Annotated in this window: 27 protein-coding genes; 19 read left to right on the top strand and 8 right to left on the bottom strand. The window is 72.0% G+C overall.

The window, feature by feature from the left end; genetic code table 11:
* Positions 1–149: 149 nt before the first annotated feature.
* Complete coding sequence (locus J5X75_RS15945; RefSeq protein ID WP_208468177.1) at positions 150–1,595, bottom strand: ATP-binding protein; 1,446 nt, start codon at positions 1,593–1,595, stop codon at positions 150–152.
* A gap of 92 nt (positions 1,596–1,687) precedes the next feature.
* Here J5X75_RS15945 and J5X75_RS15950 point away from each other — a divergent pair, with 92 nt between their 5' ends.
* Together J5X75_RS15950 and J5X75_RS15955 are read left to right on the top strand one after the other, a co-directional pair.
* Positions 1,688–1,873, top strand: a complete 186-nt coding sequence (locus tag J5X75_RS15950) for an antitoxin (RefSeq protein WP_208468178.1) — start codon at positions 1,688–1,690, stop codon at positions 1,871–1,873.
* A 116-nt stretch (positions 1,874–1,989) separates the two neighbouring features.
* Positions 1,990–2,547: a hypothetical protein gene (locus tag J5X75_RS15955; protein ID WP_208468179.1), complete on the top strand. Its 558-nt coding sequence runs from the start codon at positions 1,990–1,992 to the stop codon at positions 2,545–2,547.
* A gap of 36 nt (positions 2,548–2,583) precedes the next feature.
* Here J5X75_RS15955 and J5X75_RS15960 read toward each other — a convergent pair whose 3' ends face one another.
* Complete coding sequence (locus tag J5X75_RS15960) at positions 2,584–3,507, bottom strand: alpha/beta hydrolase family protein (protein WP_208468180.1); 924 nt, start codon at positions 3,505–3,507, stop codon at positions 2,584–2,586.
* 314 nt (positions 3,508–3,821) lie between these two features.
* Here J5X75_RS15960 and J5X75_RS15965 point away from each other — a divergent pair, with 314 nt between their 5' ends.
* From J5X75_RS15965 to J5X75_RS15995, 7 genes are all read left to right on the top strand, one after another.
* The gene (locus tag J5X75_RS15965) at positions 3,822–4,943 is read left to right on the top strand and encodes an ABC transporter substrate-binding protein (protein ID WP_208468181.1); all 1,122 of its coding nucleotides are present in this window, start codon (positions 3,822–3,824) and stop codon (positions 4,941–4,943) included.
* 25 nt (positions 4,944–4,968) lie between these two features.
* Positions 4,969–5,832 carry an ABC transporter permease gene (locus J5X75_RS15970; protein ID WP_307798104.1) on the top strand — a complete coding sequence of 288 codons (864 nt, stop codon included), beginning with the start codon at positions 4,969–4,971 and terminating at the stop codon, positions 5,830–5,832.
* Positions 5,820–6,587, top strand: a complete 768-nt coding sequence (locus tag J5X75_RS15975) for an ABC transporter permease (RefSeq protein ID WP_307798105.1) — start codon at positions 5,820–5,822, stop codon at positions 6,585–6,587. The genes J5X75_RS15970 and J5X75_RS15975 overlap by 13 nt, the downstream gene beginning before the upstream one ends.
* Positions 6,584–7,597, top strand: a complete 1,014-nt coding sequence (locus tag J5X75_RS15980) for an ABC transporter ATP-binding protein (RefSeq protein ID WP_208468183.1) — start codon at positions 6,584–6,586, stop codon at positions 7,595–7,597. Before J5X75_RS15975 ends, J5X75_RS15980 begins: the two co-directional genes overlap by 4 nt.
* Before the next feature lie 114 nt (positions 7,598–7,711).
* Positions 7,712–9,112: a cellulase family glycosylhydrolase gene (locus tag J5X75_RS15985; RefSeq protein ID WP_208468184.1), complete on the top strand. Its 1,401-nt coding sequence runs from the start codon at positions 7,712–7,714 to the stop codon at positions 9,110–9,112.
* A 171-nt stretch (positions 9,113–9,283) separates the two neighbouring features.
* Positions 9,284–9,652 (top strand): ArsR/SmtB family transcription factor, encoded by a 369-nt coding sequence (locus J5X75_RS15990; RefSeq protein WP_188126094.1) that lies wholly within the window; start codon positions 9,284–9,286, stop codon positions 9,650–9,652.
* Positions 9,649–10,287 (top strand): SRPBCC family protein, encoded by a 639-nt coding sequence (locus J5X75_RS15995; RefSeq protein WP_208468185.1) that lies wholly within the window; start codon positions 9,649–9,651, stop codon positions 10,285–10,287. The genes J5X75_RS15990 and J5X75_RS15995 overlap by 4 nt, the downstream gene beginning before the upstream one ends.
* Before the next feature lie 4 nt (positions 10,288–10,291).
* Here J5X75_RS15995 and J5X75_RS16000 read toward each other — a convergent pair whose 3' ends face one another.
* Positions 10,292–11,269: a sulfotransferase family protein gene (locus J5X75_RS16000; RefSeq protein WP_208468186.1), complete on the bottom strand. Its 978-nt coding sequence runs from the start codon at positions 11,267–11,269 to the stop codon at positions 10,292–10,294.
* A gap of 87 nt (positions 11,270–11,356) precedes the next feature.
* On the opposite strand from J5X75_RS16000, the gene J5X75_RS16005 reads away from it, so the two are divergent.
* Positions 11,357–11,698: an MmcQ/YjbR family DNA-binding protein gene (locus J5X75_RS16005; protein ID WP_208468187.1), complete on the top strand. Its 342-nt coding sequence runs from the start codon at positions 11,357–11,359 to the stop codon at positions 11,696–11,698.
* A gap of 40 nt (positions 11,699–11,738) precedes the next feature.
* Entirely contained in the window at positions 11,739–12,212 is a 474-nt protein-coding gene (locus tag J5X75_RS16010; RefSeq protein ID WP_208468188.1) for an OsmC family protein, read from the top strand.
* A 65-nt stretch (positions 12,213–12,277) separates the two neighbouring features.
* Here the strand turns inward: J5X75_RS16010 and J5X75_RS16015 are convergent, their stop codons facing one another.
* A complete protein-coding gene (locus J5X75_RS16015; protein WP_208468189.1) occupies positions 12,278–13,309 on the bottom strand; it encodes an ABC transporter substrate-binding protein in 1,032 nt (343 codons plus the stop codon).
* A gap of 217 nt (positions 13,310–13,526) precedes the next feature.
* Here J5X75_RS16015 and J5X75_RS16020 point away from each other — a divergent pair, with 217 nt between their 5' ends.
* Genes J5X75_RS16020 through J5X75_RS16035 form a run of 4 tightly spaced genes read left to right on the top strand, consistent with a single transcriptional unit; the run spans position 13,527 to position 17,995 of the window.
* Entirely contained in the window at positions 13,527–14,465 is a 939-nt protein-coding gene (locus J5X75_RS16020; protein ID WP_372450892.1) for a FecCD family ABC transporter permease, read from the top strand.
* Positions 14,462–15,484, top strand: a complete 1,023-nt coding sequence (locus J5X75_RS16025; RefSeq protein ID WP_208468190.1) for a FecCD family ABC transporter permease — start codon at positions 14,462–14,464, stop codon at positions 15,482–15,484. Before J5X75_RS16020 ends, J5X75_RS16025 begins: the two co-directional genes overlap by 4 nt.
* A gap of 7 nt (positions 15,485–15,491) precedes the next feature.
* Positions 15,492–16,334, top strand: coding sequence for an ABC transporter ATP-binding protein (locus tag J5X75_RS16030; RefSeq protein ID WP_372450888.1), 843 nt, complete (start codon positions 15,492–15,494; stop codon positions 16,332–16,334).
* A 53-nt stretch (positions 16,335–16,387) separates the two neighbouring features.
* On the top strand, positions 16,388–17,995 hold the full coding sequence (locus J5X75_RS16035; protein WP_208468192.1) for a methyl-accepting chemotaxis protein: 1,608 nt from the start codon (positions 16,388–16,390) through the stop codon (positions 17,993–17,995).
* A 116-nt stretch (positions 17,996–18,111) separates the two neighbouring features.
* Here the strand turns inward: J5X75_RS16035 and lhgD are convergent, their stop codons facing one another.
* Together lhgD and J5X75_RS16045 are read right to left on the bottom strand one after the other, a co-directional pair.
* A complete protein-coding gene (gene lhgD, locus J5X75_RS16040) occupies positions 18,112–19,308 on the bottom strand; it encodes an L-2-hydroxyglutarate dehydrogenase (protein WP_208468193.1) in 1,197 nt (398 codons plus the stop codon).
* 159 nt (positions 19,309–19,467) lie between these two features.
* Positions 19,468–20,457 (bottom strand): PrpF domain-containing protein, encoded by a 990-nt coding sequence (locus J5X75_RS16045; RefSeq protein ID WP_208468194.1) that lies wholly within the window; start codon positions 20,455–20,457, stop codon positions 19,468–19,470.
* Positions 20,458–20,578: 121 nt separating this feature from the next.
* Here J5X75_RS16045 and J5X75_RS16050 point away from each other — a divergent pair, with 121 nt between their 5' ends.
* On the top strand, positions 20,579–21,289 hold the full coding sequence (locus J5X75_RS16050) for a GntR family transcriptional regulator (protein WP_238488124.1): 711 nt from the start codon (positions 20,579–20,581) through the stop codon (positions 21,287–21,289).
* Here the strand turns inward: J5X75_RS16050 and J5X75_RS16055 are convergent.
* Together J5X75_RS16055 and J5X75_RS16060 are read right to left on the bottom strand one after the other, a co-directional pair.
* Positions 21,274–22,665 carry a HAMP domain-containing sensor histidine kinase gene (locus tag J5X75_RS16055; RefSeq protein WP_208468195.1) on the bottom strand — a complete coding sequence of 464 codons (1,392 nt, stop codon included), beginning with the start codon at positions 22,663–22,665 and terminating at the stop codon, positions 21,274–21,276. The two genes, J5X75_RS16050 and J5X75_RS16055, sit on opposite strands and share 16 nt — an antisense overlap.
* Positions 22,662–23,351, bottom strand: coding sequence for a response regulator transcription factor (locus tag J5X75_RS16060; RefSeq protein ID WP_208468196.1), 690 nt, complete (start codon positions 23,349–23,351; stop codon positions 22,662–22,664). Before J5X75_RS16060 ends, J5X75_RS16055 begins: the two co-directional genes overlap by 4 nt.
* A 154-nt stretch (positions 23,352–23,505) precedes the next feature.
* Between J5X75_RS16060 and J5X75_RS16065 the strand changes: the two genes are divergently transcribed.
* The 3 genes from J5X75_RS16065 to J5X75_RS16075 are packed head-to-tail and all read left to right on the top strand — an operon-like array spanning position 23,506 to position 26,833.
* Entirely contained in the window at positions 23,506–24,093 is a 588-nt protein-coding gene (locus J5X75_RS16065; protein WP_208468261.1) for a DUF4956 domain-containing protein, read from the top strand.
* The gene (locus J5X75_RS16070) at positions 24,090–24,869 is read left to right on the top strand and encodes a polyphosphate polymerase domain-containing protein (RefSeq protein WP_208468197.1); all 780 of its coding nucleotides are present in this window, start codon (positions 24,090–24,092) and stop codon (positions 24,867–24,869) included. The genes J5X75_RS16065 and J5X75_RS16070 overlap by 4 nt, the downstream gene beginning before the upstream one ends.
* Positions 24,866–26,833: a carbohydrate-binding domain-containing protein gene (locus J5X75_RS16075; RefSeq protein ID WP_238488126.1), complete on the top strand. Its 1,968-nt coding sequence runs from the start codon at positions 24,866–24,868 to the stop codon at positions 26,831–26,833. The genes J5X75_RS16070 and J5X75_RS16075 overlap by 4 nt, the downstream gene beginning before the upstream one ends.
* Positions 26,834–26,865 lie beyond the last annotated feature (32 nt).

A 26,865-nucleotide genomic window follows, 5' to 3' on the forward strand; every position in this document is an offset into this window, starting at 1 on the left:
TCATGCCCGAGAGATGGCTGGTCACGCCGCTACGGTAAGGCCTTGAGGGTGACCACCCACGTCAGCCCGGCGGGCGCGCCGCGGCCGTGCGCCGGCAGCGCCTCGCGGGTCGCCCACGGCAGCGCGCGTAGCCCGTACCAGAGAATGATCTAGGAGTGACCCCGCAGATCCCGGACCGACGCGATCAGCTCCTCCTGGGAGATCGGGGTGACCGGGCCGCCGCGCGCCTCCTGCATGGCCTTGCCGAGCTGGAGGCGGCGCAGCACCTCCCGGATGTCCGCGCCGGTCATGCCGGTGCTGGCGACGGCCAGCGCGTTCAGGTCGAGGTCGTCGGCGAACATCCGGAAACCGGGGGTCTCGTGGGCGCTGATCAGGCCGCGGATCATCTTGCGGAAGATCTCGGCGCGGCTGGCCTCGTCCGGGCGCGGGATGCTCAGCTTCACGTCGAAGCGGCCGGACCGGGTCAGCGACTCGTCGACCCGGTGCGGGAAGTTGGTGGTGGCCACCACGATGACGTTCGGGTTCTCCTCGATCAGGTCGTTCATCTCCTGCTTGAAGATGCCGGCCACGGCGTTCAGCGCCTGGCTCGCCGCGTCGCCGCCGGCGCCCGCGTAACTGACGATCGAGTCGAACTCGTCGAAGAGCATCACCGTGGCGGTGCGGTAGCGGCGGGCGTCGCGGAAGATCTGCTTGATGTTGCGCTCCGAGCCGCCGAGCCATTTGTCCAGGATCTCCGGGGTGCGGATCTCCCGGAAGTCGGCGCCGATCTCGTTGGCCAGCGCCCGCGACAGCATGGTCTTGCCGGTGCCGGGCGGGCCGTACATCAGGATGCCCTGCGGACGGCGGGCGCCCCACCGGGCCATCGCCTCCGGATGCCGGAACGACACCGCGATCTGGCGCAACTCGGCCACCACGTCGGCCAGGCCGCCGACCATGTCCAAAGTGACCGTCTCGGTGGTCGGTGGCGCCTTCGGCACCGCCTCCCGGCTGATCACGAAACGCCGCCCGTCGAGCGAGCCCGGCCCGGCCAGGTCGGTCACCGCCTGGAGGGTGAGCGTGACGAAGGCGCGCAGGTGGGCCGGGGTGACCTCGTCACGCGGCACCCGCGCCTCGACGCGGGCGACGGTCCCGTCCGCCTCGTAGGTGACGGCCGCTTCGAGACCCGCGGCGGCGTCGGCGAGGACTTCCGGTTCCCGCTCGGCCGGTTTCTCCAGACCCAGTTTCCGGTACGCCGCCGCGGCGGCCGTCCCCACGCCCTCGACCAGCCTCGTGACCACCTGGTCGCCGGCCGCGATGCGACGGGCCAGCAGCGGGCCCAGCGGGTCGATGCTCAGCACGATGCCGCGCATCCGGTGCTCGGTGGCCAGCGGGGTGCTGAGGGTGGTGATCCGCGCGGTGAAGACGTGGTCGGCGGCGTCGGCCGCGACGGTCAGGTCGACCCGCTGGACCGGGGCCGGCCAGGCGGCCCGCCGCAGCGGCTCCACCGGGTTGACCCGCGCGGCGGCGAGCAGGGTGACCGCGTCGACCAGCTCGACGGTCGCACCGGCGAACTCGAACGTCTCGGTACGCGGGCGTGCGAAGCTCGCGTCGGTCATGGTGTCCTCCGGTCGGGTATCCGGGCACGACCATCCCAGCGTGACACGGTGACACCCGGTTTGGCCCGTCCACGGGCGGGCATGCCGCTGCCATGACCGACTTCATGGACAAGGCGCGGAAGTTCGCCGACCAGCACGACGAGCAGGTGGATCAGGGCCTGGAGAAGGCCGGCGACCAGATCGACGAGCGGACCGGGAACAGGTACTCGGACCAGATCGACCGGGGTGTCGACGAGGCGCAGAAACGCACCGGGGAGGGAGACACCGTCCCGGGCTGACGGCGCCGATGCACCCGGCCGCCCGTCAGCGCCGTCTCGGGACATTGGAGACAGCCCTGACGGCCGGCCGGGATTCGGGCGGTGACGGGGGCGGGCCGGGGTGGCAGGATGGCGGGATGCTGGTCGTGTTCGCGCACAGCAGCACCGGGTCGACCGTCGCCACCGTGCACCGGGCCGATGGGGTGGTCCTGCAACTGCCCGGGTACGACCGGAAATATCGGGTACCGCATGACCTGGCACACTTCGCGACCGAGCGGGCCCTCGACATGGCGGGCGGCGTGTTCGGTTCGATCGCGGCCGGTGGTGTCTTCACGAACATGCGCCTGATCAGTGGCCGGCCCCGCCACGACGCGTCGGCCCGCAGCAAACGGATCCTGGAGGCCAACCGGCAGACGCTCGGCCTGGCCGAGGTGCTCGCCGGGGTGATCCACCAGGTGGTCGAGACCGGCGACACGGCCCCGGTCGTCCCGATGGCCCGCAACGCCTACGCGGTGCTGGATCCGGGCGAGTTCCCGTGGAGCGACGACCAGGTCGGCACGGCGTTGGGTGACCTGACCGAGCTGGCCGCCGAATGGGAGGCGCAGGGCACGCTCCGCGTCACCTGGCCGGACCATCTGATCGCCGCCCCTCCCCCGCCCCGCGGCATCCGGCGCGGCCGCCGTGGCCGCACCTGACCCGATGGGCGGGAGAGAAGGCGGGCGTCCGGGGTCCTACCTGACGTAGGTGACGGTGACGTTCGGGTCGGCGGCGTCACCGGTGCTGTAGACGTACCTCCTGGCCGCGCTGTCGCCGGTCTGGGCCAGCAGCCACTGGGCCGACCAGCGGGCGATCGTCTCGACGCCGATCCCCTGGTCGAGGCTCTGGGCGGACGGGTCGGGGGCGGCGCCGGCCGGGTTCTGGCCGTTGGTGACGCCGTAGTGGTTGGCGCCGGTCAGGGAGATGAACGCCTTCGGGGTGCCGGCGGTCAGCTGGTAGGTGGTCTCGCCCTCGGACGGGCCGGCGACACCGTCGGCCAGGCCCTGGAGGTAGCCGACCGGAACGGTGTTGAGGACCGGCAGGACGACGTCGGTGCCGGGCAGGACGTTGTTGCCGCCGTAGGTGACGACCGCCTCGAGCTCGCTCGGCGCGGTGTTCGCGATCGCGCAGAACGGGACGACGCAGAGGCCGGTGCTGACGCTGAGCGCGGTGGCCGCGCCGAACGAGTGTCCGGAGAGGACCAGCGTGTTCTCGTCGATGCGCCGGTAGAGCGGCGAGGCGGGGTCGTCGTCCTCGGCCTCGGCCCAGTCGACGGTCCAGCCGGCCTGGGCGCCCTCGGGGTAGAGGCCGCTGACGCCGAACAGGCTGCGGGTGTGGTTGGGGACGGCGACGACGAACCCGTACGAGGCGAGGGTCTCCGCGTACGCCGAGTAGTTCGCCTTGTCGACGTTGGCGCCCTGGAGGAAGAGCGCGACCGGCAGCCGGGTGCCGGTCGCCGGGTAGTAGACGTCGGCGCTGTCGCCGTTGATCGTCGTCGGGTAGCTCGCGACCGCCGTGGCGGCGGACGCGGGCGCCGGCACGGAAAGCGTCGCGGCGAGGAGGGCGGCCGAGGCCACCACCGCCAGTCGTTTCCAAGAACGGAACAGTGTCACATTCATGGATACGGACTATGTCGACCGATCGATGCGACGTCAAGGGCCGGACCGGCCACCGACCGCGGGCGCCCCGGACGGCCGGGAGGGCGGGCAGGCCCATCCGGGCGGTGCGGTCCTGTGTGGCCGGAGGATGCGGACGATCGCGGCGTCCGCCACACGGAGGATGCCGAATCGACGCTCAGAGACCGCTTTCGATCAACGACAGCGCATGGAAAAGTGAGGACGAATTCAGGCGCTGTACGCCTGTCCTCCACCCGGCACTTCCATGATCCACCGAGCGCGCGCCGCGGTCGCGGCGCCGCAGAAGGAGGAACTCAGTGCGCATCCTTGCCCGATCCACGGCCGCCACCCTCGCGGCCGCCACGATAGTCGCGCTGACCGGCGCCTGCTCCCCGCCCGAGAAGGAGTCCGAAACGGCCGGCAGCGGCGCGGCCACCGCCACCAGCGCCGCCGGCCTGGGCGGCATGGACGACCTGATCGCGGCCGCCAAGAAGGAGGGCGCGCTCAACGTCATCGCCCTGCCACCGGACTGGGCCAACTACGGCGAGATCATCAAGGCCTTCGGCGACAAGTACGGCATCAAGGTCAACTCCGCGCAGCCGGACGGCTCCAGCCAGGACGAGATCAACGCCGCCAACCAGCTCAAGGGCCAGGACACCGCACCCGACGTGTTCGACCTCGGCGGCGCGGTGGCGAGCGCGAACACGGCGATGTTCGCGGCCTACAAGGTGGCCACGTTCGACGAGATCCCGGCCGGGCTCAAGGACGCGAACGGCGCCTGGGTCAACGACTATGGCGGCTACATGTCGATCGGCTACGACAGCGCCAAGGTGCCCGCCCCGGCGAGCGTCGACGACCTGCTGAAGGCCGAGTACAAGGGCAAGGTCGCGCTGAACGGCGACCCGACCCAGGCCGGCGCCGCGTTCGGTGGCGTGCAGATGGTCGCGGTGGCCAAGGGTGGCACGCCGGAGGACATCAAGCCCGGTGTGGCCTTCTTCGGCGCGCTGAAGAAGGCCGGCAACTTCCTGCCGGTCGACCCGACGCCGGCGACCATCGAGTCCGGCCAGACCCCGGTCGTCTTCGACTGGGACTATCTCAACGCCGCCCAGTCCAAGAAGCTGCCCAGCTGGAAGGTCGTCGTGCCGAACGGCGCCGTGCTCGGCTCCTACTACGTGCAGGCGATCAGCAAGGATGCCCCGCACCCGGCCGCGGCCCGGCTGTGGCAGGAGTTCCTCTACTCGGACGAGGGCCAGAACCTGTGGCTCAAGGGCGGCGCCCGCCCGGTCCGTGCCGACGCCATGCAGAGGGCCGGCACCATCGACGCCACCGCCTTCGCCGCGCTGCCGAAGGTCGAGGGCACCCCGGTGATCCCGACCGAGGCGCAGAGCACCAAGGCCAAGGAGTATCTGACCGCGAACTGGGCCAAGGCCATTGGCTGAGGTCGCCGAAGCCGTTCCGCGGCGCGTGGCCGGCCGGTCACGCCCGCGGGCCGGCGCCCTGCTGGGCACGGTGCCGTTCTTCGCCTTCGTGACGATCTTCCTGGTCGTCCCGACGCTGACCGTGGTGATCGGCGCGTTCACCGGTGACGGTGGGCGGGGTGTCACGCTGGAGAACGTCCGTGCCCTCGCCGACGAGTACATCCTCGCGGCGTTCGGCCGCAGCATCACCCTCTCCGCGGCCAGCGCGATCATCGGTGCGGTGCTGGGCGCCCTTCTGGCGTACGCGCTGGTCACCGCGAAACCGGACGGCCCGTTGCGGCGGGTGGTCACCGCGGCCGCCGGGGTGCTCGCGCAGTTCGGCGGCGTCACGCTCGCCTTCGCGTTCCTGGCGACGATCGGGCTGAGCGGTTTCGTCACCCTCTGGTTGCAGGAGCACGGCCTCGATCCGTACGCGAACGGCGTCTGGTTGTTCGAGCTGCCCGGACTGACGCTCGTCTACACGTACTTCCAGATCCCGCTCATGGTGATCGTGTTCCTGCCCGCGCTGGACGGCATCCGGCCACAGTGGCGGGAGGCGACCGCGAGCCTGGGCGGCAACACCTGGCACTACTGGACCCGGGTGGCCGGGCCGCTGCTCGCGCCGGCGTTCCTCGGTTCGGCGCTGCTGCTGTTCGCCAACGCCTTCTCCGCGTACGCCACCGCCGCGGCCCTGGTCAGCCAGGGCAGCCCGATCGTCCCGCTCCAGATCCGCGGCGCTCTGACCAGCGAGGTCGTCCTCGGGCAGGCGAACCTGGGCAAGGCGATGGCGCTGGGCATGGTGGTCGTGGTGGCCGTGGTGATGACCCTCTACTCGCTGCTGCAGAGACGGACCGCCAAGTGGCTAGGGTGATCTTCCGCTGGACCGTCCTGACCGTGATGGGCGTGTTCTTCCTGCTGCCGCTGGTGGCCATGGTGGAGTTCAGCACCCGCGACCCGGAGACCTGGCCGCTGCTGCTGGACTGGCCCCGGCTGGCCGGGGAGTACCCGGCCCTGGCCGAGGGCATCCTGGCCTCGCTGGCGCAGGCGGCGCTGACCTCGGTGCTGATGCTGGTGCTGCTGGTGCCGACGGCGATCTGGGTCCGGCTGCGGCTGCCCCGGCTGCGGCGGGTGGTCGAGTTCCTCTGCCTGCTGCCGCTCACCATCCCGGCGATCGTGCTGGTGGTGGGCCTGGCCCCGGTGTACGCCTGGGTCAACTACCTGATCGGCGGCTCGTCGCTGACCCTGGTGTTCGCCTACACGATCCTGGTGCTGCCGTACGCCTACCGCGCCATCGACACCGGCCTGTCCGCGATCGACGTGCGGACCCTGGCCGAGGCCGCCCGCGGTCTGGGCGCCGGCTGGACCACCGTGATCTGGCGGGTGGTGCTGCCGAACATCCGCTCGGCGGTGCTGTCCGCCGCGTTCCTGACCGTGGCCCTGGTGCTCGGCGAGTTCACCATCGCCTCGCTGCTGCACCGTACCAACCTCCAGGTGGCCATCGAGTTCCTCGGCAAGAGCAGCGCGACCGTGTCGGTGGCGGTGTCGCTGACCGCGTTGCTGCTCGCGTTCACCCTGCTGCTCGTGCTGTCCCTGGCGGGCTCGTCGTCCAAGGAGAGAAGATCATGACCGGGGTCGCCGTACGACTGGAGGGGCTGCGCCGGACCTTCGGCACCGTGCACGCCCTCGACGACCTGGACCTGGCGATCGAGCCGGGCGAGCTGGTCGCCCTGCTCGGGCCCTCCGGTTGCGGCAAGACCACCGCGCTGCGGATTCTCGCCGGGCTGGAGGAGGCCACCGCCGGCCGGGTGCTGGTGGACGGCCGCGACGTCACCCGGCTGCCGGCCAACAAGCGCGGCATGGGCATGGTGTTCCAGGCGTACAGCCTCTTCCCGCACCTCACCGCCGCGCAGAACGTGGAGTTCGGCCCGCGCCTGCGCCGGGGTTCGCTGGCCCGGGCCGCCGAGATGCTGGATCTGGTGGGCCTGTCCGGCTTCGCGAAGCGGTACCCGCACCAGCTCTCCGGCGGGCAGCAGCAGCGGGTGGCGCTGGCCCGGGCGCTGGCGATCGAGCCGCGGGTGCTGCTGCTGGACGAGCCGCTGTCCGCACTGGACGCCAAGGTACGGGTGCAGCTGCGCGACGAGATCCGCCGGATCCAGACCGAGGTCGGCACCACCACCCTGTTCGTGACCCACGACCAGGAGGAGGCGCTCGCGGTCGCCGACCGGGTCGGCGTGATGCGGGCCGGTCGGCTGGAGCAGCTGGCCACCCCGTCCGAGGTGTACCTGCGCCCGGCGACCGCGTTCGTGGCCGATTTCGTCGGTCTCAGCAACCGGCTGCCCGGCAGCGTGAACGGCGACGTGGTGGAGGTGCTCGGGGCGCGGCTGCCGCTGGTCACGCCGCACGCCGGTGGTGCGGCCACCGCGCTGGTCCGCCCGGAGGCGGTCGACGTCGTCCCGGATCCGGGCGCCACGGCGACCGTGCTGACCAGCAGCTTCCTCGGGTCGACCAGCCGGGTCACGGTGAGCGTCGGCGACCAGCTGGTGGTGGCGCAGGTGCCGAGCGGCCGGTTGCCGGATCTGTCGGCGGGCACCCGGGTCCGGGTCACGATCCAACCGGTGGCGGTCGCTCTCGAATAGACAGGTATGGGCGCTCACGTTACAGTCGGAGGCCCTGGGAGCGCTCCCAGCGCGGGTCGTCCCACCGCCGATTCCCCGCGGCGGTCCCGCGTCCATCCCCCGAGGTGATGTCTCGTGAAACGCCGTACCACAACCATTCTCGCCGCGGTGCTGGCCGTGGCCGCGACCTCGACGGCCGCCCTCTTCGCGCTCCCCGCGAGCGCCGAGACGGCGGCCTTCCGGGTGTCGAACTCCTGGAGCACCGGCTACCAGGGTGAGATCACGGTCAGCAACCAGTCCTCGTCGGCGATCAGCACCTGGAAGGTGGACCTGACCCTGCCGGCCGGGACATCGGTCACGCAGGCCTGGAGCTCTACGCTCACCAGCAGCGGCAACACCTACACCTTCACCCCGGCGGCCTGGAACGGCACGATCGCCGCCAACGCCTCGACCACCTTCGGCTTCATCGTGACCGGCACCGGCCGGCCGACCGGCTGCGTGGTCAACGGCCAGACCTGCACCGGTACGACGACACCGACGTCGTCGCCCACCACGTCGCCCAGCGCGTCGCCGAGCACCAGCACCCCGCCGGTCAACGGCACCCCGGTCGGGATCAACGGCCAGCTCAAGGTCTGCGGCACCAAGCTGTGCAACCAGTACGGCAAGCCGATCCAGCTGCGCGGCATGAGCACCCACGGCATCCAGTGGTTCCCGAGCTGCTACACCGACGCGGCGCTCGACGCGCTGGCCACCGACTGGAACTCCGACCTGTTCCGGGTCTCGATGTACGTCCAGGAGCAGGGTTACGAGACCAACCCGGCCGGCTTCACCACGCGGGTCAACAACCTGGTCGACGAGGCCGAGCAGCGGGGCATGTACGCGCTGATCGACTTCCACATCCTCACGCCGGGCGACCCGATGTACAACCTGGACCGGGCCAAGACCTTCTTCGCCCAGGTGTCGGCCCGTAACGCCGCCAAGAAGAACGTCATCTACGAGATCGCCAACGAGCCGAACGGCGTGAGCTGGGCGACCATCAAGAACTACGCCGAGCAGGTCATCCCGGTGATCCGGGCGAACGACCCGGACGCCGTCGTGGTGGTCGGCACCCGGGGCTGGTCGTCGCTGGGCGTCTCCGAGGGCGGCAACTCGTCCGAGATCGTCGCCAACCCGGTGAACGCGTCCAACGTGATGTACACGTTCCACTTCTACGCGGCGTCGCACAAGGACAACTACCGCGCCGAGGTGGAGCGGGCCGCGGCCTCGCTGCCGCTGTTCGTGACCGAGTTCGGCACGGTGACCTACACCGGTGACGGCGCGGTCGACACGGCCAGCAGCAACGCCTGGCTGGACCTGCTGGACCGGCTCCAGATCAGCTACGCGAACTGGACGTTCTCCGACGCGGGCGAGGGCAGCGCGGCGCTGAAGCCGGGCACCTGCGCGGGCGGCTCGTTCGCCGGGACCGGGGTGCTGACCGAGTCGGGCCTGCTGATGCGCTCCCGGATCCGTACCGCGGACAACTTCCCGACCACCTGAGAACCGTGTGAGCCGGCCGGGCCCCGCTCCCGCCAAAGCAGGTCCGGCCCGGCGGCCCGTACCCACGATCCGGGTCGCCGACCGCGCCGGGTCCGCCCCTCCACCGGGCGGGCCCGGCGCACCTTATTCTCATGCCGCGCTTATATAAGTCGAATCTGATAGGGTGAACCCGTGCATGCGTTCGACGTACTCGGCGATCCGGTCCGGCGCCGGATCCTCGAGCTGCTCGCCGAGGGCGAGCAGACCTCCGGAGCCGTCACCGCCATCATCCGGGCGGAGTTCGGCATCACCCAGCCCGCCGTGTCCCAGCATCTGCGGGTGCTGCGCGACAACGGCTTCGCCACCGTGCGCCCGGACGGCGCACGCCGGCTCTACGCGGTCGACGACACCGCGTTCCGGCAGGTGGACGACTGGCTGGCGCCCTTCCGGCGGTTCTGGGCGCCGCACCTCGCCGCGATGGCCACCGAGGTGGCCCGCGGCAAGCGCCTGCGGCGACTGGCCGCCGGCGAGGAACCCACCGATGCGAGGAGCACACGATGATCGACGTCAAAGAGCAGATCAGCGCGGTACGGCGGACCATCGGCAGCCGTGTCCTGGACGCCGGCGAGGCCCGGGTCATGACGATCAGCCAGGCCTACGACACCGACGTCGACGACCTGTGGGACGTGGTCACCAACCCCGAGCGGATCCCCCGCTGGTTCCTGCCGGTCTCCGGTGAGCTGCGCGAGGGCGGGAAGTACCAGTTCGAGGGCAACGCCGGAGGCACGATCACCAGGTGCGACCGGCCCCGCTCGGTCGCCGCCACCTGGGAGTTCGGCGGCGGCGTCAGCTGGGTCGAGGTCCGGCTGACCCCGGAGGCGGACGGCCGCACCCGGTTCGAGCTGGAGCACGTGGCGCACGTCGACGACGAGCACTGGGAGAAGTACGGTCCGGGCGCCGTCGGGCTCGGCTGGGAGGGCGCCTTCTGGGGCCTGGCCAACCACCTGGCCGACCCGGACGCCCCGCTCAGCCCGGAGGCCGCCATGGCCTGGATGATGTCCGACGACGGCAAGCAGTTCATGCGGCTGTCCGCCGACGCCTGGACCGAGGCGGACATCGCCTACGGCACCGAGCCCGAGCAGGCCCGGCGCCAGGCGGAGAACACCCTCAAGGCGTACCTCGGCGAGGAGGCCTAGCCCTTCAGAGACGGGCGGGCAGTGCCGGGCCGCGGCGGCGGGCGCGCAGGCGCCCACGCGCGTCCGCGGCCCGCTCCCGGGCCGGGTCGAGCTTGTCGCGCACGGCCAGCCAGGTGCGGGTCGCCGTGATCTCGGGGGTACGCCGGCCCGCGGCCGACACCTGGTACCCGAACCTGGTCAGGCGGTCCCCGAAGATGGCCTCGCAGCGGTCGATCTCCTCGGCCGTGAGCCGCCGCTGCCAGCTGCTGACCCGGGCCGTGGTGACCTCCGAGCGGGTCAGCGCGTGCCAGGTCTTGTACGCGGGGACCGCCACCGGCGCGAGTTCGGACGGGCGGGCCATCGCCGGGTCGTACTCCTCGCCCAGGAAGTCGCAGATGGCCCGCAGGTGCGGCTCCGGATCGGCGACCAGGTCCTCGTAGCGCAGCTGGTGGTAGACGCCGGCCGGGTAGGCGCGGGCGGCCCGCAGCGAGGAGTCGGCGGACCGCGCCCAGATGTCGATCAGCTCGTCGAGGTCGCGCGGGCCCCACGGCGTCTCCTTGAGCGACGCCACGCAGTCCCGGCCGTCCCGCACGATGTTGATGATCTGCGCGTCCGGGAACAGCCGCCGGATGGTCGGCAGGTGCCGCAGGTAGAGCGGCCGCTTGTCACCCCAGCGCGGCTTGCCGAACCGCTCCGCGTACCGCTTGAAGACCGTGCCCAGGGCCGACCCGAGCGTGGGCGGCGCCGCGACGATCGCCTCGATCGTCGCCCGCCGGTCCAGGCCGAGGTCGCCGAAGTGGCTGGTGCCGGTGATGAACTCGGCCAGGGCGCGGCGCTGCGCCGGTTCGCCCAGGTCGCCGAACTCGTGCCGCCGCCGGTAGGCGGGCAGCAGGAAGCGGCTCTCCGGGGGCAGCGCGATCCGCGGGTGCGCGTGCAGCATCAACTGGAGCATCGTGGTGCCCGAACGCGGGCAGCCGACGACGAAGATCGGGCGGTCTGACATGGCGTAGACCGTAAGGTAAGTTATGTCCGTTTTGCAAAGAACGTCATGGCGGTTGCCCGCGGCCGCCGCATGGCGTAAGCACTAGTCATGATCGGTGACGAACTGTTGCGACACTGCCTCGCCAAGCCCGGCGCCTGGCAGGACGAGCCGTGGGAGGGCGACGTCGTCGCCAAGGTCGGCAAGAAGATCTTCGCGTTCATCGGCACCGGCGAGGCCGTCGGCGTCAAGTGCGGCCCGAACCGGGACGTCGCCGACGAGTGGCTGGACCGCTACCCCGGCGACGCCACGGCCAGCGCCTACATCGGCCGGCACGGCTGGAACACGCTGCGCCTGGGCGGCGCCATCCCGGACGACGAGATCCTCGAGGCGGTCGACGCGTCCTACGAGGCGATCGTCGCCACCCTGCCCAAGAAGGACCGCCCCGCCTGACGCGTACCGTGAGCGTTTCGGGATCTCGTCAGGAGGGTGAATGCCACTCGCGCACCACTACGCCACCGTCGTCACCTGGACCGGCAACCGCGGCACCGGCACCAGCGGCTACCGCGACTACGGCCGCGACCACGAGGTGACCGCGGACGGCCCGGCCCCGATCGCCGGCAGCTCGGACAAGACGTTCCGCGGCGACCCGGAGCGCTGGAACCCCGAGCAACTGCTGCTGGCCGCGCTGTCCCAGTGCCACATGCTGTCCTACCTGCACGCCTGCGCCGACGCGGGCATCGTCGTCACGTCGTATGTGGACCGCGCCGCCGGTGAGATGACCACCCGCGCCGGTGCCGGGCAGTTCACCGAGGCGGTGCTGCGGCCCGAGGTGACCGTGGCCTCACCGGACATGGTGGAGACCGCGATCAAGCTGCACGACGACGCCCACCACGCCTGCTTCATCGCGAACTCGGTGAACTTCCCGGTCCGCCACGAGCCGATCGTCACGGCCGGCAACGGCTGATCACGGTCGAGCCCCGCCGCCGGCGTGGGCCGGTGACGGGGCTCGGGTTCGCCGATCGCGGACGGTCAGGCGAGCTTCTTGGACTTCGTGATGGCGGCGGTGATCGCCTCGATCAGCGGGGCCGAGCTCGCCCAGGAGTAGATCGGGACGGCCTGCCACGGGAAGACCTGGTTCGCCTTGACGGCGGGCAGGGCGGCCCAGCCCGGCTTGGACGCCAGGTCGTTGGGCTGCAGGGTGCCGGTACGCGCGTCGAGGAAGATGATGTCGGCGTGGTACTTGTCGGCGTTCTCCCAGCTCAGCGACTCGAAGTAGTCGGCGCCCTTGACCTCGGGCATGACCAGGTCGACGCCGAGCTCCTTGAAGTACATGAGGTCGGAGCTGACCGCGGCGCTGGACACGTAGAAGATGTCGGCGGCGCCGGAGCCGAACAGCACCTTGACCCCACCGGCGGCCTTGGCGGCGGCGGTCAGGTCGGCGGCGGCCTTCTCGAAACGGGCCTTGGCCTCGGTCACCTTCGGCGCGTTCAGGTCGGCGCCCAGCGACTTGGCGAGCTCGGCGTACCGCTCGATCGGCTTGTTCAGCGGGACCCGGCCCACGGTGATGGTGGCGGCCGGGGCCAGCTTGAGGATCTGGTCCTTGCTGGCGTCCGGGAGGTACCAGTACGCGCCCGGGTCGAACATGTGCGTGACCAGGAGCTCGGGCTGCAGCGCCGCGTACTTCTCCACGGAGAACTCGCCCCAGGCGTTGCCGATGATCTGGACCTTGTTGATGTCCAGGTCGCCGGCCTGCTCCTCGGCGGTGCCGTCGGTCTTCTTGGTCTCGCCGAAGACGCCGACGATCTTGTCCTGGAGGCCCAGGTCGACCAGTGCGGCGGCGGTGCCGGTGAAGGCCACGATCTTGCTGGGGGCCTTGTCGGCCTTGTGCTCCTTGGGCTGGTCGTCGGTGAACGCCCAGGGGCCGGCGGCGGTGGCCGTGGCGGCCGGCGACGACCCGGTCTCCTCCTTGCCACCGCAGGCGGCGAGCAGGGCGCCCGCACCGGCGGCGCCACCCGCGGCCAGCAGGCCACGACGGGACAAAGAAAGCTGTGAGTACTTCATCTTCAAGTCTTTCTGGGGGGACGACCGGCCCTACGGCCGAGTGCGATGGTTAGGCTAACCTAACGGACCGAAGACGCGTCAACAGGATCCAGATCACCAGGGCGGGAGAACCACGCTGTCCACCATCGACACCCCCGTCGAGCAGGGGTTTCGCGCCGCGGAGCCGACCCGCGCCGGGCGCCGCTCCGTCGTACGCCTGTTCGGTCTGATCCTGGCTCTGGTGGCGCTCGCCACGATCCTGGTCCTCAGCGTCGGGTTCGGCGCGCGCTTCCTCTCGCCCGGTGAGGTGTGGGCCGGACTGACCGACCCGGCGTCCGATTACTACCGGATCGTCCATGAGATGCGCCTTCCGCGTACCCTGCTCGGTCTGATGGTCGGCATGGCGCTCGGCCTGGCCGGCGCCATGATGCAGGCGCTGACCCGCAATCCGCTGGCCGACCCGGGCCTGCTCGGCATCAACGCGGGCGCGTCGGCGGCGGTGGCCAGCGCCGCGGTGTTCTTCGGCATCGGCACCTTCTTCGGGTACGTGTGGTTCGCTCTCGCCGGCGCCGCGGTCGTCACGGCCCTGGTGTACGCGGTCGGCGGCGGGCGCTCGGCCACCCCGGCCCGGCTCGCCCTGGCCGGCGCCGCGCTCAACGCCACGCTCTACTCGTACGTGAGCGCCACCCTGCTCTCCGACACGCAGGCCATCGACAAGGTGAAGTTCTGGACCGCCGGTTCGCTGGCCAGCGCCGACTTCGAGACCGTCGAGCTGCTCCTGCCGTTCTTCCTGTCCGGGCTGCTGGCCGGGCTGCTGGTGGCCCGGCCGCTCAACGCGCTGTCGCTGGGCGACGACGCGGCCCGCGCGCTGGGCGCCAATCCGACGGTGATCCGGGTCGCGGTGATCGTCGCGGTCACCCTGCTGTGCGGCAGCGCCACCGCGGCGTGCGGCCCGATCGTCTTCGTGGGACTGCTCATCCCGCACCTGGTGCGGCCGATCACCGGACCGGACCTGCGCTGGATGCTGCCCTACACCGCGGTGCTGGCGCCGGTGCTGCTGCTCGGCGCCGACGTGCTCGGCCGGATCCTGGGCAGCCCCGGTGAGCTCCAGGTCGGCACGGTCACCGCGGTCCTCGGCGGTCCCCTGTTCCTCTATCTCGTGCGAGCCGCCAAATGACGCTGGTAGAAGTGCGCAGGAACCCGGTGGGCATCCGTCCGCGGGCCGTCGTGGTCGGGGTGACCGCCGTCGTCGCCACCGTCGTGGTCAGCGTGTTCAGTCTCGGCACCGGCGACTTCCCGATCGCCCCGGCCGACGTGGTGGCGACCCTGTTCGGCGCGGGCAACCCGGCCCACGAGTTCATCATCAACGAGCTGCGGCTGCCCCGGCTGATCGTCGCGATCCTGGTCGGCGCGGCCCTGGCGGCCGGCGGCGCGGTCTTCCAGTCGCTGGTCCGCAACCCGCTGGGCAGCCCGGACATGCTGGGCGTCACCAACGGCGCGAGCACCGCGGCGCTGGTCGTGGTGATCCTCGGCGGCTCCGACCTCCAGCTGTCGGTCGCCGCGATCGCCGGCGGGATGGCCGCCACCCTGCTCATCCAGCTGATCGCCGGCCGGGCACTGCACGGTTTCCGGTTCATCCTGGTCGGCGTCGGCATGGCGGCGATCCTCACCGGCATCAGCGGCTACCTGCTGACCCGCGGCCAGCAGATGGAGAACGCCCGGGCGCTGCTCTGGCTCACCGGCAGCCTGGACGGCCGCTCCTGGACCCAGGCGGTGCCGCTGCTCGTGGTGCTCGGGGCGGTGCTGCCGTTCCTGGTGCTGGCCTGCGGCCCCGGCCTGCGGATCCTGGAGATGGGCGACGACGCGGCGTCGGCGCTCGGGGTCCCGGTCTCCCTGCTGCGCAACGGCGCGCTGCTGGCCGCCGCCCTGCTGGTGTCGTTCGGCGCGGCCGCCGCCGGGCCGGTCGCCTTCGTCGCGCTGATCGCCCCGCACCTGGCGAAGCGGCTCACCCGGGCGCCCGGGCCGAACCTGCTGCCGTCGATCGCGGTCGGGGCGCTGCTGCTCAGCGGCGCCGACTTCATCGCCCAGCACGCTCTCGACGACCGGGCGCTCCCGGTCGGTGTGGTCACCGGCCTGGTCGGTGGCGCCTACCTGGTCTGGCTGCTCACCACCGAACGGCGAGCGGGACGGATCTGAGGCGGATATGACGAACACGGCAACAGGAGAGAACATGACCCGTCTCAGCGGCACCGGGATGACACTGGCCTACGACAAGCGGGTCATCGCCGAGGACCTCAGCGTCGAGATCCCGGACGGCTCGTTCACGGTCATCATCGGGCCGAACGCGTGCGGCAAGTCGACCCTGCTGCGGGCGCTGTCCCGGCTGCTCAAGCCGACCACCGGCACGGTGCTCCTCGACGGCAGGGACGTGCACTCGCAGCCCACCCGGACCGTCGCGAAGACCCTCGGCCTGCTCCCCCAGTCGTCGACCGCCCCGGACGGCATCACCGTGGCCGAGCTGGTGGCCCGCGGCCGCTACCCGCATCAGAGCATCCTGCGCCGCTGGTCGGCCGAGGACGAGCGGGTGGTCGAGGAGTCGATGGAGTCCACCGGGGTGGCCGACCTGGCCGACCGCAACGTCGACGAGCTGTCCGGCGGCCAGCGGCAGCGGGTGTGGCTGGCCATGGCGCTGGCCCAGCAGACGCCGCTGCTGCTGCTCGACGAACCCACCACCTATCTGGACATCGCGCACCAGATCGAGGTGCTGGACCTCTGCGCCGAACTGCACGAACGCCAGGGCCGGACGCTGGTCGCCGTGCTGCACGACCTCAACCACGCGGCCCGCTACGCCACCCACCTCATCGCCATGCGTTCCGGCAGAGTGGCCCGTTCCGGACAACCCGGTGACGTGCTGACCGCCGAACTGGTCGAGGAGGTGTTCGGGCTGCCCTGCCGGGTGATCGACGACCCGGAGACCGGCACCCCGCTGGTCGTGCCCGCCGCCCGTCGCCGTACCGGAGATCTCTCAACCAACGCCCGCATCTGACGATCGGAGGGGGGACCCCCATTTCCCTCCTCCCCTCGCCGGAGCGTGAAACGATGTCCTCCGAAGCCGCACCCGAGCGTGCGAGCGGCAACGCCGTGGTCGGCTGGTTCTCCGACCTCCGCGTCCGAACGAAGATCCTGGCGGCGATGTCCCTGGTGACGATCTTCGTCACCGCCGCCTGCGTGCTGGCCGTCGCACGGATGGGGGCCATGGACGACCGCCTCGACGAGGTGCGTGCCACCAACGTCGGCAACCTGGCCCTGCTCGGCGAGATCCGGGGCCACCAGGCGCTGATCAACCACTACGCGGCCGCCCGGCTGGCGGTCGGCTCGGACCGGGCCGCGCAGGCCTCCATCGGTGAGCAGCAGGCCGCGGCGATCCAGGGCCTCGACGAGACGCTCGAGAAGTACCGGGCGCAGCCGAAGAGCGCGTCCGAGCAGAAGACGCTCGACGCCTTCACCGGCTTCTGGGACGAGTACACCGGGGCGATGGCCGACATCGCGGCCGGCCGCGCGCCGACGATCGACTTCGACGCCGTCAACAACGGCATGGAGAGCTCCGTCGCCGAGCTCGCCGCCGAGACCGCCACCAGCGCGGACGCCGCGGTGGCCGAGGCGCACGACGACTTCGAGTCGGCCCGGCGCCAGGTGCTGATCGTGCTCGGTGTGGGCCTGCTGCTGAGTGTCGCGCTGGGCGTGCTGGCCGCGCGGTCGATCACCCGTCGCCTCGCCCCGGTGGCCGAGGCCATGGAGGCGATGGCGGCCGGCGACCTCACCCGCGACGTCCCGGTCGAGGGTAGGGACGAGATCGGCGCGATGGCCCGCTCGGTGAACAAGGCGACCGTCTCGGTGCGGAAGACCGTGAGCGCGATGGCCGACAGCGCCCAGCTGCTGGCCCAGAGCACCAGGGAACTCTCCCGGGTCAACGACCAGACGGTGGCCGGTTCGGAGGCGGTGTCGGCGGGCGCCGGCTCGGCCACCAACTCGGCCGACGAGGTGTCGTACAACCTCCAGACGGTCGCGACCGGCGCCGACGAGATGTCCCACGCCATCCAGGAGATCTCGCAGAGCGCGGTGGCCAGCGCCGGGGTCACGCTCGAGGCGGTGGCGGTGGTCGCCGAGACCACCGAGACGGTCAGCAAGCTGGGCGCCAGCTCGCAGGAGATCGGCGACGTGGTGAAGACGATCACCGCGATCGCGGAGCAGACCAACCTGCTGGCCCTGAACGCGACCATCGAGGCCGCCCGCGCCGGCGAGTCCGGCAAGGGGTTCGCCGTGGTGGCCAGCGAGGTCAAGGACCTGGCCCAGGAGACCGCGAAGGCGACCGAGACCATCTCCGGGCGGGTGCAGGCCATCCAGGCCGACACCGAGAGCGCGGTCGCGGCGATCGTCCGGATCGGCGCGGTCATCGAGCGGATCAACCAGTTCCAGACCACGATCGCCTCGGCCGTCGAGGAGCAGACCGCGACGACCACCGAGATGAACCGCAACGTGGCGACCGCCGCGGCCGGCGCCAAGGAGATCGCCAGCAACATCGGCGACGTCTCCAGCGCCGCCGAGCAGTCCAAGCAGGCCGTCGCGGCGGGTCAGCGGGCGGCTTCCGAGCTGGCCTCGCTCGCCGACGACCTGCACCAGCTGGTCGGCCGGTTCTCCTTCAAGTAAAGGTCAAGAGCACGATGTCGTAGCGGGGTGGTGGGTACCGACCGCTGCTCCCGCCGAGGCGGCTGGCTGTCAGTGCTGTCCCCACCGGAGACAGCACTGACGGCCGGCCGGGGACGTCAGGTGCCGAAGACGTCGGCGACCACGTGCGCGGCGATCGCCAGCGACGACGTCGCCGCGGGTGACGGCGCGTTCCGTACCGCCGTGACCGGCCCCATCCGGTGGATGCGGAAGTCGTCGACCAGACCGCCGTCGCGGTCCAGCGCCTGGGCCCGCACCCCGGCGCCGGCCCGCACCACGTCGGCCGCCCCGATCTCCGGGACGTAGCGCATGGCCTCGGCCATGTAGCGGCGCTTGGACAGCGAGCCGCGCACCTCCTTGATCCCGGTACGCCAGTGCCGCCGCGCCATGTGCCAGGTGCCCGGCCAGGCCGCGATGCCGGCCAGGTCGGGGAGGGAGAGGCTGGTACGCCGGTAGCCCTCCCGGGCGGTGGCCAGGACCGCGTTCGGGCCGACCTCGACGACCCCGGTCACCCGCCGGGTGAAGTGCACGCCGAGGAACGGGTACCGCGGGTCCGGAACCGGGTAGATCATGCCGCGGACCAGGTCCGCCTTCTCCGCGCGGACCCGCATGTACTCGCCGCGGAACGGGATGATCCGGGGTTCGGCGGTGTCGCCGGCCAGCCGGGACACCCGGTCGGTGTGGATGCCGGCGCAGACGATCACCTGGTCCACGGTGACGTCCCGGTCGCCCGCGACGATCCGGATCCGGCCGGACTCGCGCCGGATCGCGGTCACCGCGAAGTCGAGCAGGACCGCACCGCCGGCCGCCTCGATGTCCGCGGCGAACGCCTTCGCGACGCCGGGGAAGTCGGTGATCGCCGTCTCCGGTGAATGCAGCGCGGCCAGGCCGGCGGCGTGCGGCTCGACCTCGCGGATCCCGTCCGGATCGACCCTCCGCAGACCGGGCACACCGTTCTCGCGGGCCCGTCTCTCCAGGTCGCCGAGCCGCCCCAGCTCGTCCTCGCGGACCGCCACGACCAGCTTGCCGCACTCGTCGTACGCGATCCCCCGGTCCGCACAGTACTCCCGCAGCAGCAGCCGCCCGCGGGTGCAGAGTTCCGCTTTCAGGCTGCCCGGCGTGTAGTAGATGCCGGCGTGCACCACCCCGGAGTTGTGGCCGGTCTGGTGCCGGGCCACCTCGCCTTCCTTCTCGACGACCACGACGCGGGCGCCCGGCCGTCGTAGCGTTATCTCCCGGCCGATCGCCAGTCCGACGATGCCGGCCCCGATGATGCCGATGGTCTCGTCCGCCACGTGTGCTGCCTCTCTGGTACGTCCACCTCGGATTCCCAAGTGGACGGCGAAGGTCTCGACCCTGGTATAGAACCGCAGCGCCTCCACGCCCTGCTCGGTAAAGGGCGATCCGGAGTCACGGAACCCGCCGAACGGCATGTGCACGGGCCGGTCCGGGTTCTAGGGCGCGAAGACCCGGCCGTCGAGGAGCAGTCGCGCGGTGCTCACCACCGACGTGTCCGACGGCGAGTCCCCCAGCACCAGGTCGAGGAAGCCGGACGGGTGCTCCAGGCGCAGCACGTCCCGGGGCACCGAACGGTCGGCGACCGGGGCCACCAGCCCCGCCGCCACGCTTCCGGGAAACGCCACCGCCGCGCCCACGCCGACCGCCGCGCGGACTCCGATCGCCGCGTGCACCCGGTCCGGCAGGAACGTCCGCGTGCTCAGGCTGCCGCCGTCGGCCGGCCGCGCCAGCAGGCACATCTTCGGCGGCGCGCCCATCAGCGCGACCGCGGGGCGGCGCAGGCCGGCCACCCGGTGCCGCAGCCGGGCGTCGTACTCCAGGCGGGTCGCCGACTCGTGGCCGGTGACGCCGAGCGCCTCCGCCTCGATCAGCGCCATCGGCGTGCCGTTGTCGATCAGGGTGGCCGGCACCCCGTCCAGGTCGTCGATCACCCGGCCGGTGGGCAGCCGGGCCGGACCCGGGTAGGAGATCCGGAGCCGGGCCGCGCCACCGGGCACGCCGCTGAGCCGGGTGTCGCCGGCGTACGACGGCCGGCCGTCCACCGTGGGCACGTGAACGGTCGCCACCTCGCCGGTGCCGAGCACGCGTACCCGTACGCCGGTGATCGGAGCGCGAGCGGGCACCAGGCCGCGCTCGATGGCGAAAGGCCCGACCCCCGCCAGGATGTCGCCACACGGGCGTGCCCGGGGCCGTGTCGCGCCGACCTCGAGGAACAGGTAGTCGACGTCGGCGCCCGCGTCGGCCGAGCGGCTCACCACGGCGACCTTGCTCTCGCCGATGCCGTCGATCCGGCGCCGGCCGGGTGGGCCCGTCAGCGCGCGCAGCAGCCGGTCCCGCTCGGCCGGGTCGGCCGGCAGGTCGGAGGCCAGGAAGTACGCGCCCTTGGACGCGCCGCCGCGCAGCACCTGCACCGGGATCCCGCCCATCGGCCCTCCTTCGCGAAACGCGCCTCGGCATGTTGTCGACAATCCTGTCGACCCTCCTGGCACGAGAAACCATAGGCTGGTCCTACCCTGCTGAGCAATTGTTGACAATAATGGGAAAGCTATGGCGACCGACGCCGACCACGGGGGACAGATGCCGCCCGAGCCCAGCACCGAACGACGGCCGGCCCGCGCCGTGAACACCGCGGTCCAGGTCCGCGACGCCCTGCGCGACGCGATCCTGAAGGGCGAGTACCTGCCGGGCGAGCGCCTGGTCGAGGCGCAGGTGTGCGAGCGCATGGAGACCAGCCGGTTCACCGTCCGCGCCGCCCTGGCCGACCTGGCCGGCGAGGGCCTGGTCGAGGTGCGGCGCAACCGCGGGGCCCACGTCCGCAAGGTGTCGATGGCCGAGGCCGTGGAGATCACCGAGGTTCGGATGATGGTCGAGGGCCTGATCGCGGCGCGCGCCGCCGAACTGGTCGACCCGGACCGCGCCACCGAGCTGGACGAGATCGGCGTGCTGATGCGCCGGGCCGTCGAGGCCGGCGAGCACCGCCGCTACAGCGACCTCAACCAGCGGCTGCACGCACTGGTCCAGGAGATCGCCGGGCACGCCACCGCCGACCGGATCGTCGAGACGCTGCGCGGGCAGATCGTCCGCCACCAGTACATGCTGTCGCTCGTGCCGGGCCGGCCGGAGACGTCGCTGCCGCAGCACGAACGGATCATCGCGGCCATCCGGGACCGGGACCCGAAAGCCGCCGAGGCCGCCATGCGGGAGCACATCTCCAGCGTCGTCGAGGCACTGCGGGCCATCGACTATCCCGGCTCCTGAACGGGCAGCCGGACCGTGACGATCGTGCCGTGCGGCCGGTTGGTCCCGGCGGTCACCGTGCCGCCGTGCTGGGTGGCGGTCTGCGCGACGATCGCCAGGCCCAGCCCGGACCCGGGCATCGACCGGGCGGCCGGCGCGCGGTAGAAGCGGTCGAAGACGTACGGCAGATCCTCCCCGGCGATCCCCGGCCCGGTGTCGGCGACGGTGAGCACCCCGGCCGGGGTCAGCCGGACCGTGACGGCGCCGCCCGGTGGGCTCCACTTGGCGGCGTTGTCCAGCACGTTCACCACCATCCGCTCCAGCTCGCCGGGGCGGCCCGCCACGGTCACCGGTGCCAGCTCGGCGTCGAAGGCCAGGCCCGGGGCGCGGATCCGGACCCGGTTGATCGCGGCGGTCACCACCTCGGCGTACTCCACCCGTTCGATCGACTCCCGGCTGGTCTCCTCGCGGGACAGCTCGACCAGCTCGGTGGTGAGGGTGGCCAGCTCACGGACCTGCGCGTCCAGGTCGGCGAGCAGTTCGGCCCGCTCCTGCGGCGGCAGCCGGTACGCCAGCTCGGGGCTGCGCTCGACCGCGAGCAGCAGCTCCACGTTGGTACGGATGCTGGTCAGCGGCGTACGCAGTTCGTGTCCGGCGTCCTCGACCAGGGCCCGCTGAGCCCGGCGGGACGCGTCGATGGCGGCCAGCATGGCGTTCACCGAGCGGCCCAGCCGGGCGATCTCGTCGTTCCCGGAGACGCTGATCGGCCGGGTCAGGTCCATCGTGACGGCGACGTCCTCGACCGCGCCGGTGAGCCGGTCCACCGGGGCCAGCCCGGCCCGGGCGACGGTCCGGCCGAGCAGCGCCGCCCCGGCGATCCCGGCCACGCAGCCGACCGCCAGCAGCAGCGCGAACAGGGCCAGCACGCGGGCGTCCGGGTCCCGGTCCATGGCGACCTGCACCGCTCCCCCACCCTCGATCGGCACGGTGAGCATCAGGAACTCGCCGGGACCGAGGCCGACCTCCTCCTGCGCCTCCCCGGGGTGCCGCCCGGTGGCGACGCGCGCGGCCAGGTCGGTCACCGGCAGCCCGGTGTCGCTGCCGCCGGTGACCGCGCCGGCCGCGTCCAGGATCTGCCAGCACGGCCCGATCTCCCGGCCGCCGTAGCCGCCCTGCGCCGGGCCGGTCCGGGCGCTCTTGGTGCTCAGCCACTGCTCCGGGTGCTCGGCGATGGTCCGGGCGTCGGCCAGCAGCTCGGCGGAGATCTTGTCCTGCTGGATCTCGCGGACGGTCAGCCACGCCCCGGCCGAGACCAGCAGCACGGCCGCCGCCACCGCCCCGGCGACCAGCAGGGAGACCCGGTCGTGCAGGGTCCGGCCGCGCCACCAGCTCCTCACAGCGGCTCGTCCCGCAGCACGAAGCCGACGCCCCGGACGGTGTGCAGCAGCCGGGACCCGCCGTCCGCCTCCAGCTTGCGCCGCAGGTAGCCGAGATAGACGTGCAGACTGTTCGAGCCCTCACCGAAGTCGTAGCCCCACACCTGCTCGAACAGGGCGGCCCGGGTGAGCACCTGCCGCGGGTGGCGCAGGAACACCTCGAGGATCCCGAACTCGGTCCGGGTCAGCCGGAGCGCGCGGTCACCGCGCCACACCTCCCGGGTGCGCTGGTCCATCCGTACGTCGGCGAAGGTGAGCAGGTCCCCGGTGGGCGGCGCCCCGACCAGCGCCGAGCGCCGCAGCAGCGCCCGGATCCGGGCCAGCAGCTCCTGCAGCGCGAACGGCTTGACCAGGTAGTCGTCGGCGCCCGCGTCGAGCCCGGCGACCCGGTCGCCGATGCTGTCGCGGGCGGTCAGCATCAGCACCGGCAGCACCACGCCGTCGGCCCGCAGCCGGCGGCACGCCTCCAGCCCGTCCATCCGGGGCATGCTCACGTCGAGGATCAGCGCGTCCGGCTCACGGTCGCGGACCGTGTCGAGGGCGGCCCGGCCGTCGCCGGCGACGTCCACCTGATACCCCTCGAAGCGCAGCGTACGGGCCAGCGAGTCCCGGACCGCCGCGTCGTCCTCCACCACCAGGATGCGCATCAGGCCATTAAAGCCATCCGTTCCTAAGGGTTCCGTAAGAGGCGGCCCGCCGAACTCTGAGTCACGGCATAGAAACCGCACAGGATGCCGACAGGAAGATCCGGCGAAATGGAGAACACCTGATGAACACCACCTGAAGGAAGTCCCAGTGACCATGTTCCTCGCCGCAGCCGCGGACCTCGTCGCGATCGTCGTCCTGACGTTCGGTGTCTACTTCCCCCGTCACCGCCGGCGTGACCTGGTGACCGCGTTCCTCGGTGTGAACATCGGCGTCCTCGCCGTCTCCATCGTGCTCGGCAACACCGCCGTCGGCGCCGGCCTGGGTCTGGGCCTCTTCGGCGTCCTGTCGATCATCCGGCTCCGCTCGGACGAGATCAGCCAGCACGAGATCGCCTACTACTTCGCGGCCCTCGCGCTGGGCCTGATCGCCGGGCTCGGCGACGTCATGGACGTGCTGCACCTCGCCCTCATGGCGCTGGTGGTGGCCGCTCTCTTCATCGGCGACCACCCGGCCCTGTTCCACCGGCACCGCAACCAGCTGCTCCGGCTGGACGTGGCGCACACCGACGAGGACGCGCTGCGCGCCCACCTGGCGACGGTCCTCGGCGGCCGGGTGACGAACGTGGTGGTCAAGCAGATCGACATGGTCAACGACAGCACCCTGGTCGAGGTCCGCTACGTGGAGCCGGCCGCCGCGCCCGCCCACCCCGGCCCGCGGATGGAGCCGGTGAACGCCCGATGACGATCACCACCGAGGTTCCGCTCTTCCACGGCTTCGCCCCGATCTCCCTCGACGAGCTGGTCGGTGCAGCCGCCCTGCTGACCCGGCTGGACCGCAAGTACGTCCTCCCGGCGATGGCGCTCCCGGACCTGCTGGACCGGATGCCGGCCGGCGTGCGGGTGCTCCAGATCGGCGCCCAGCGCACCTTCGGCTACCGCTCGGTCTACTTCGACACCCCGGAGCTGGACGCCTATCGGGCCGCCGCCCGCCGGCGCCGCCGCCGGTTCAAGATCCGGGTACGGACGTACGTGGACAGCGGACTCGAGTTCGTCGAGGTCAAGACGCGCGGCACCCGCGGGGTCACGGTCAAGGAGCGGATCCCGTACACCGGGAGCGGCGGTGACCTGGGGCCCGAAGGCCGGGCGTACGCCTACGAGACCCTGGCCGGCGCCGGCATCCGCCCGGACGGCCACGAGTTCCGCCCGGTGCTGGCCACCCACTACCGCCGCAACACGCTCTACGTCCCGTCCACCGGCAGCCGGGTCACCATCGACACCGGGCTGAGCTGGACGCTGCCGGACGGATCGACGGTGCACATGCCGCGCTCGGTGATCGTCGAGACGAAGTCCGGCCGGGCCGCCTCCGACGTCGACCGGCTGCTCTGGTCCCTGGGCCACCGCCCCTGCCCCATCTCCAAGTACGCCACCGGCCTGGCCGCGCTCCGTCCCGAGCTGCCCGCCAACCGCTGGCACCCCGTTCTGAGCCGTCACTTCTCCACCCGGAAAGGGCACCGATGAGACTCCGTAGGAAGGTCGTCGCCGCCGTCAGCTCCCTGGTGCTGGCCACGGCCGTACTGGCCGGCTGCTCCTCGGCGGACAGCGCCGCCGAGACGGCCACCGCCGCCACCACCGCGGTCGCCGGCACCACGGTCGACGGCACCCAGGACGCCGCTGCCGTGCTCGCCGCCAACGAATCGGTGCACGCGGCCGGCTCCACCGGCTCGGGCGCCACCGGCACCATCCAGCTCACCGGCAGCTCGGCCACCTCGACCGCCGAGGGGGTGACGGTCGACGGCGCGACGGTCACCATCACGGCCGCCGGGACGTACACGGTCAGCGGGAAGCTGGCCGGGCAGATCGTGGTGAACGCCCCGGACGCCACCGTCACGCTGATCCTCGACGGCGCCGAGATCACCAGCTCGGAGACCGCCGCGATCGCCGCCACCGAGGCCAAGGAGCTGGTGATCCGGCTCGCGGGCGGGTCCACCAACACGCTGTCCGACACCTCCTCGTACGCCGACGACGCCGACGTGAACGCCGCCCTGTTCAGCGCCGGCCACCTGACCGTCACCGGCTCCGGCAAGCTGACCGTCACGGGCAACGGCAACGACGGCATCACCAGCAAGGACGGCCTGCTCGTCGAGTCCGGCACGATCACCGTCAAGGCCAAGGACGACGGGCTGCGCGGTAAGGACTACGTGGTGGTCAACGACGGCACGGTCACCGTGACCTCGGGCGGCGACGGCCTCAAGGCCGACAACGACGAGGACGCCACCGCCGGGTACGTCGCGATCACCGGCGGCACGATCAGCCTGACCACCACGGGTGACGGCGTCGACGCCACCACTGACATCGTGGTCACCGGCGGCACACTGAAGGTCGCGGCCGGCGGCGGGCACACCGAGCAGGCCGCCGACGACACCTCCGCCAAGGGCCTCAAGGCCGGTGTCATTCAGGTGCTGGAGGGCGGCACGATCGTGGTCAGCTCCGCGGACGACGCCGTGCACAGCGACGGCGCGGTCCACTTCAACGGCGCCAAGGTGACCGTGGCCAGCGGCGACGACGGCGTCCACACCGAGGGCCGGCAGATCATCGACGGCGGCACCCTGAACGTCGCCGGTGCGGTCGAGGGCCTGGAGGCGGCCGAGTTCGTGCTCAACAAGGGCACCGTGCACGTGGTGTCCAGCGACGACGGCATCAACGGCTCGGGCAACAGCACCTCCTCCGAGACGACCACCGACCAGGGCGGCGGGTTCCCCGGCGGTGGCGGCGAGGAGGTCGGCGACTTCTCGGTCACCGTCAACGGCGGCACCCTGGTGATCGACTCCGAGGGCGACGGCCTGGACTCCAACGGCACCGCGTCGATCACCGGCGGCACCGTCGTGGTGAACGGCCCGCAGGGCGACGGCAACGGCGCCCTCGACGTCAACGGCGACTTCACCATCAGCGGAGGCACCCTGCTCGCGGCCGGCAGCGCCGGCATGGTGGTGGCGCCCGGCACCGACTCGGAGCAGGGCTGGCTCTCCGCGACGCTGGACAGCGCGGTCGAGGCGGGCACCACCGTGCAGATCACCGACGGCGACGGCACGGTGGTCGCCACCTATGTCACCACCAAGACCGTGCAGAACGTCGTCTTCTCGTCGCCGGCCGTCACGTCCGGTCAGGAGTACACCGTCCACGCGGGCGGCACGGCGACCGGCGCGAACACCGGCGGCCTGTACGCGTCCGGCAAGCTCGGCTCGGCCACGAAACTCGCCACGGTGACCGCGGGACAGGCGCCGGCCGGCGGCCGCGGGGGGGGGGCCCCCCCCCCCCCCCCCCCCCCCCCCCCCCGGGGCGCGGGGGGCCCCCCCCCCCCCCCGCGCCCCGCCCCGCCGGCGGGGCTGCCCGGCCCCCCCGCGGGGGCGGCGCCCCGGGGCGCCGCGCCGTCGCTCTTCGCGTTGACCTCCCGGTCGCATAGCCACTTGCCATGGGTATGCTGAGGCCGAATGGCCCCGAAGGATCCACTGAGGAC

Origin of the sequence: Actinoplanes flavus, assembly GCF_017592555.1 — a bacterium.
Lineage (GTDB): Bacteria > Actinomycetota > Actinomycetes > Mycobacteriales > Micromonosporaceae > Actinoplanes > Actinoplanes flavus.

Coding starts and splice junctions, on each gene's coding strand:
- J5X75_RS15945 (WP_208468177.1), bottom strand. CDS start 1,595: ATGACCGACGCGAGCTTCGCACGCCCGCGTACCGAGACGTTCGAGTTC.
- J5X75_RS15950 (WP_208468178.1), top strand. CDS start 1,688: ATGACCGACTTCATGGACAAGGCGCGGAAGTTCGCCGACCAGCACGAC.
- J5X75_RS15955 (WP_208468179.1), top strand. CDS start 1,990: ATGCTGGTCGTGTTCGCGCACAGCAGCACCGGGTCGACCGTCGCCACC.
- J5X75_RS15960 (WP_208468180.1), bottom strand. CDS start 3,507: ATGAATGTGACACTGTTCCGTTCTTGGAAACGACTGGCGGTGGTGGCC.
- J5X75_RS15980 (WP_208468183.1), top strand. CDS start 6,584: ATGACCGGGGTCGCCGTACGACTGGAGGGGCTGCGCCGGACCTTCGGC.
- J5X75_RS15995 (WP_208468185.1), top strand. CDS start 9,649: ATGATCGACGTCAAAGAGCAGATCAGCGCGGTACGGCGGACCATCGGC.
- J5X75_RS16000 (WP_208468186.1), bottom strand. CDS start 11,269: ATGTCAGACCGCCCGATCTTCGTCGTCGGCTGCCCGCGTTCGGGCACC.
- J5X75_RS16005 (WP_208468187.1), top strand. CDS start 11,357: ATGATCGGTGACGAACTGTTGCGACACTGCCTCGCCAAGCCCGGCGCC.
- J5X75_RS16010 (WP_208468188.1), top strand. CDS start 11,739: ATGCCACTCGCGCACCACTACGCCACCGTCGTCACCTGGACCGGCAAC.
- J5X75_RS16015 (WP_208468189.1), bottom strand. CDS start 13,309: ATGAAGTACTCACAGCTTTCTTTGTCCCGTCGTGGCCTGCTGGCCGCG.
- J5X75_RS16025 (WP_208468190.1), top strand. CDS start 14,462: ATGACGCTGGTAGAAGTGCGCAGGAACCCGGTGGGCATCCGTCCGCGG.
- J5X75_RS16030 (WP_372450888.1), top strand. CDS start 15,492: ATGACGAACACGGCAACAGGAGAGAACATGACCCGTCTCAGCGGCACC.
- J5X75_RS16035 (WP_208468192.1), top strand. CDS start 16,388: ATGTCCTCCGAAGCCGCACCCGAGCGTGCGAGCGGCAACGCCGTGGTC.
- J5X75_RS16045 (WP_208468194.1), bottom strand. CDS start 20,457: ATGGGCGGGATCCCGGTGCAGGTGCTGCGCGGCGGCGCGTCCAAGGGC.
- J5X75_RS16050 (WP_238488124.1), top strand. CDS start 20,579: ATGGCGACCGACGCCGACCACGGGGGACAGATGCCGCCCGAGCCCAGC.
- J5X75_RS16060 (WP_208468196.1), bottom strand. CDS start 23,351: ATGCGCATCCTGGTGGTGGAGGACGACGCGGCGGTCCGGGACTCGCTG.
- J5X75_RS16065 (WP_208468261.1), top strand. CDS start 23,506: ATGTTCCTCGCCGCAGCCGCGGACCTCGTCGCGATCGTCGTCCTGACG.
- J5X75_RS16070 (WP_208468197.1), top strand. CDS start 24,090: ATGACGATCACCACCGAGGTTCCGCTCTTCCACGGCTTCGCCCCGATC.
- J5X75_RS16075 (WP_238488126.1), top strand. CDS start 24,866: ATGAGACTCCGTAGGAAGGTCGTCGCCGCCGTCAGCTCCCTGGTGCTG.